At 68.8% G+C, this 5,291-nt stretch carries 3 protein-coding genes; all 3 read left to right on the top strand.

Annotated features, from left to right (window positions below; translation table 11 throughout):
• Window positions 1-638: PEGA domain-containing protein (locus Q0C41_RS29515; RefSeq protein ID WP_291990272.1), on the top strand; the 638-nt coding region annotated here is incomplete at its 5' end.
• On the top strand, window positions 635-1,777 hold the full coding sequence (carA, locus tag Q0C41_RS29510; RefSeq protein ID WP_291990270.1) for a glutamine-hydrolyzing carbamoyl-phosphate synthase small subunit: 1,143 nt from the start codon (window positions 635-637) through the stop codon (window positions 1,775-1,777). The genes Q0C41_RS29515 and carA, both read left to right, overlap by 4 nt.
• Window positions 1,778-5,038 (top strand): carbamoyl-phosphate synthase large subunit, encoded by a 3,261-nt coding sequence (carB, locus tag Q0C41_RS29505; protein WP_291990268.1) that lies wholly within the window; start codon window positions 1,778-1,780, stop codon window positions 5,036-5,038.
• Window positions 5,039-5,291 lie beyond the last annotated feature (253 nt).

Genomic DNA, 5,291 nt, shown 5'->3' with positions numbered 1-5,291 from the left:
CGGTGACGCCGCCGCGGGTGGCTCCGCCCGTCGCCTCGGTGCCCGCGCCAGTGCGCGAGGCCATACCGGCGCCGCCCCCTGCGGCCACGGGCACGGGCCGCGTCCTGATCCGCTCGTCACCGTCGGCCGAGGTGCGCATCAACGGCACGCTGCGTGGCGAGACGCCCGTGGTGCTGCGCGACCTGCCGTTCGGCCAGTACGCCATCACCATCTCGCGCGCCGGGTTCCAGACCGTGGAGCGTGAGGTGACGTTGCTGGCGTCGCAGACGGTCGCGTCGATGAGCGTGGATCTCGTGCGCGAGGGCACGACGCCCGCGGCGCCCGTCGCTACCGCGGCTCCGCCCACCGCGCCTCCGGGGGCCGCGACACCGGCTCCCGCGCGAGCGCCGGCCGCGCCAGCTGCAGCCGACGTCGCACCGACCGGCGGCATCTTCGTGGTGTCCACGCCCTCGCAGGCCCGGCTGTTCGTCGATGGCCAGGCCTACGGCAGCACGCCGGCCGCCATCCCCGGGCTCACCCAGGGTGCTCACACGGTGCGGGTCGAAGCGCCGGGATTCAAGCCGTGGGAGGGCCGCGTCGCCGTGATTGGCGGCACGCGGGTCCGGGTCCAGGCCACGTTGCAACAGGAACAGGAATGAAAGCGCAACTCGCACTCGAGAACGGCCAGGTCTTCGAAGGCGTGGCCGCCGGCGCTGCTGGGGAAACCAGCGGCGAGGTCGTCTTCAACACGAGCCTGACCGGCTATCAGGAGGTCCTCACGGATCCTTCGTATGCCGGGCAGATCGTCACGATGACGGCGCCACTCATCGGCAACTACGGCGTGTCTGCGCAGGACGGCGAGTCACGCGGGCCGCAGGTGGCCGGGTTCGTCATGCGCGAGGAGTCGCGCGTGGCCAGCAACTGGCGCTCCGAGAGCACGCTGCGCGAGTACCTGGTCGCCAACCGCATCGTGGCCATCTCCGACGTCGACACGCGGGCGCTGACGCGCGTGCTGCGCTCGTCGGGCGTCATGCGCGGCGTCATCGCGACCGGCGCGACCGTGCGCGGCGAGGACCTCGTGGCCAAGGCGCGCGCGGCGAGGCCGATGGCCGGGGCCGACCTGGTCAAGGACGTCACGTGCCCCGCGCCCTTCGACTGGGCGCCCGCCGATGAACCGGGCGCCGCCGTCGGCCGCGACCTCATTCTCGAGCCGCAGCGCCGGGCCGGGCGCCGACTCAAGGTCGCCGCCTACGACCTCGGCATGAAGTACAACATCCTGCGGCGCTTTGCCGAGCACGGCATCGACGTGCGCGTCTACCCCGCGACGACGCCGGCGGCGGAGTTGATGAAGGATCACCCCGATGGCGTGTTCTTCAGCAACGGGCCGGGCGATCCCTCGGCGCTGCCGTACGTGGTCGACAACGCCAAGGTCCTGGCCAACGCGGACGTCCCGGTCTTCGGCATCTGCCTCGGTCATCAGATCCTCGCCCAGGCGCTCGGCGCGCGGACGTTCAAGCTGAAGTTCGGGCATCGCGGCACCAATCACCCGGTCAAGCACCTCGCGTCGGGCGCCGTCGAGATCACCTCGCAGAACCACGGCTTTGCCGTCGATCCGGCCACGATTCCCGACGACGTCGAGGTCACGCACGTGAACCTGTACGACGACACCGTCGAGGGGTTGAAGCACAAGTCCCGGCCCATCTTCTGTGTCCAGTACCACCCCGAAGCGGCGCCGGGGCCTCATGACGCCGACTATCTCTTCCGCGAATTTCTCGACGCCATGGAGGCGCGCGCCTAGATGCCCCGCCGTACTGACATCTCCCGCGTGCTCGTCATCGGCTCCGGTCCCATCGTGATCGGGCAAGCCTGCGAGTTCGACTACTCCGGCACCCAGGCCTGCAAGGCACTGAAGAGCGAGGGCCTCGAGGTCATCCTGATCAACAGCAATCCGGCGACGATCATGACGGACCCGGAGCTGGCCGATCGCACCTATGTCGAGCCGCTCACCGTCGAGATGGCCGAGCAGGTCATCGCGCGCGAACGTCCCGACGCGCTGCTGCCGACCGTCGGTGGCCAGACGGCGCTCAATCTCGCCGTCGAACTGGCCAAGGCCGGCATCCTCGAGAAGTACGGCGTCGCGCTCATCGGCGCGCAGATCGAGGCCATCGAGGTCGCCGAGGACCGGCTGAAGTTCAAGCAGGCGATGAAGGAAATCGGCATCCCGGTGCCAGCCTCCGCCGTCGTGCACACGCTCGAGGAAGCGCTGGCCTGCGTCGCCGACATCGGCTTCCCGGCCATCATCCGGCCCTCCTTCACGATGGGCGGCGTCGGCGGCGGCATCGCCTACAACCTCGAGGAGTTCCGCGAGATCTGCGAGCGCGGCATCAGCCTGAGCCCGGTCCACGAGGTGCTGGTGGAGCAGTCGGTGATCGGCTGGAAGGAGTACGAACTCGAGGTGATGCGCGACCACGCGGACAACTTCGTGGTCATCTGCTCGATCGAGAACGTCGACGCCATGGGCGTGCACACCGGTGACAGCATCACCGTGGCGCCGGCCATCACGCTGTCGGATCGCGAGTACCACCGGCTGCGTGACGCCGCCCGCCGCATCATCCGGCGCGTCGGCGTCGAGACCGGCGGCAGCAACATCCAGTTCGCGGTCAATCCGGCCAACGGCGACTACATCGTCATCGAGATGAACCCGCGCGTCTCGCGCAGTTCGGCGCTGGCGTCCAAGGCGACCGGCTTCCCGATCGCCAAGATCGCCGCCAAGCTCGCCCTCGGCTACACGCTCGACGAGATTCCCAACGACATCACGCGGGTCACGCCGGCCTCCTTCGAGCCGACGATCGACTACGTGGTCGTCAAGTTCCCGCGCTGGGCCTTCGAGAAGTTCCCGACGGCCGACGCCACGCTCACGACGCAGATGAAGTCGGTGGGTGAGGCGATGGCCATCGGCCGCACCTTCAAGGAAGCGTTCCTCAAGGCGGTACGTTCGCTCGAGCTGACCAGCAACCAGGCCTCGCTGTTCGGCCAGGCCGTCGACGATGACGAAGAGAAGATCGAGGCGCTGCGCCGCTCGCTGGTGATTCCCAACGACCGGCGCATGTGGTCGGTGTTCCGCGCCCTCGAGCGCGGCTGGACCGTCAGTCAGGTGCACGAACTGACGCACATCGACCCGTGGTTCCTCGAGCAGTTCGCCGAACTGGTCGAACTGGGCAAGATGGCCCGTGACATCGGGCTGCGCAACATGTCGGAAGACCTGCTGCGGACGCTGAAGCGCAACGGCTTCGGCGATCGCGACATCGCACGCCTGACCGAGGTCAACGAGGGCGCCGTGCGCGAGAAGCGCGAGGAGCTCGGCCTGCGCAACGCCTACAAGCGCATCGACACCTGCGCGGCCGAATTCGAGTCCTTCACGCCGTACCTGTACGGGACCTTCGAGAAGGAGTGCGAAGCCGACCCGACGCCCCGTCCCAAGGTCGTCATCCTCGGCAGCGGGCCCAACCGCATCGGTCAGGGCATCGAGTTCGACTACTGCTGCTGCCATGCCGCCTTCGCCGCCCGCGAGGAGGGCTTCGAGACGGTGATGGTCAACTGCAATCCCGAGACGGTGTCGACCGACTACGACACGGTCGATCGGCTCTATTTCGAGCCGCTGACCCTCGAGGACGTGCTGGCGGTGATCGAGCGGGAACGGTCCAACGGCGGCGACGTCGCGTGCGTCGTGCAGTTCGGCGGCCAGACACCGCTGAAGCTGGCCCTCGCGCTGCAGGAGGCGGGCGTCAGGATCATCGGCACGTCGCCCGATTCGATCGACCTCGCGGAGGACCGCGAGCGGTTCTCGCAGTTGCTGTGGGACCTCGGCATTCCGCAGCCCGCCAACGGCATGGCGGCCAGCCGGGACGAAGCGCGCGAGGCGGCGGCCAAGATCGGCTACCCGGTGGTGGTGCGGCCGTCGTACGTGCTGGGCGGTCGGGCGATGGCCATCGTCTACGACGCCGGCACGCTCGACAACTACATGGCCAACGCCGTCGACGTGTCGCCCGAGAAGCCGATCCTGATCGATCGGTTCCTCGAGGATGCCTTCGAGCTGGACGTCGATGCCGTGGCCGATGGTCAGGGCGGCGTGATCATCGGTGGCGTGATGGAGCACATCGAGGAGGCCGGCATCCACTCCGGCGACAGCTCCTGCGTCGTGCCGACCTACCTCGTCGCCGAGAAGCATCTCGAGACGATCAAGGACTACACGCGGCGCATCGCGCGTGCGCTGAACGTCATCGGGCTGATGAACGCGCAGTTCGCCATCAAGGACGACACCGTCTACGTGCTCGAGGTCAACCCGCGGGCGTCGCGCACGGTGCCGTACCTGTCGAAGGCGACGGGCGTGCCGCTGGCGAAGGTCGCGGCGCGGGTGATGACGGGCAAGTCGCTGGCCGAAGTCGGCCTGGTGACCGACCTCGACGTCACGGGCGTGTTCGTGAAGGCGCCGGTGTTCCCGTTCGTGCGCTTCCCGGGCGTGGATACCATCCTCGGCCCCGAGATGAAGAGCACGGGCGAGGTGATGGGCGGCGCGTCCACCTTCGGCACCGCGTTTGCCAAGGCGCAGATCGCGGCCGGTCAGAAGATCCCGCTGAACGGCGCCGCGTTCATCAGCGTCAACAACGACGACAAGCCCAACGTCGTGCCGATCGCCAGGGATCTCGCGGCGCTGGGCTTCACACTCGTGGCCACGCGCGGCACGGCGGCCTACCTGCGTGCGCACGGGCTCGAGGTCGAGGTCGTCTACAAGATCAACGAGGGACGCCCGCACGTCGGCGACCGCATCGTCAACAAGCAGATCCAGCTCGTGCTCAACACGCCGCTCGGCCGCGAATCGTTCTTCGACGACCGCAGCGTGCGGCGGGTGGCGATGATGCAGGGCGTGCCCTGCATCACGACGCTGACGGGCGGCGCCGCGACCGTCAGCGCCATCAAGGCACTGCGCGAGCAGGGGCTCGACGTGCGGTCGCTGCAGGAGTATCACGGCACGGTCACCACGACCACCGTCGGCGCCTGAGGGCGGGTGCGAGCGGCGGACTCGTTTTGAAACGAGTCCGCCGCTCGTGCCGGCGATGTCGTGCAGCGCTTCGCCGTGCCCGGCAGTGCGTCACGCTTTGCACGGGCAAGCGTGACGCATTGCGCCGTCGGCCCTGCCAGCGCGTGATTCCCATCGACCGGCGCGTCGCGTCGCTCAACGTGTGTCCGCGCGGTCCCGACACACGCGGCGCCTGCCGCGCGTCGGCGGCGCCTGCCCGAGTCGCCGCGCCGCG

Origin of the sequence: Luteitalea sp. (assembly GCF_022842525.1) — a bacterium.
Classification (GTDB): domain Bacteria; phylum Acidobacteriota; class Vicinamibacteria; order Vicinamibacterales; family Vicinamibacteraceae; genus Luteitalea.
Note: the sequence above shows the minus strand (reverse complement) of the source record. Positions and strands in the feature narration are given on the sequence as shown.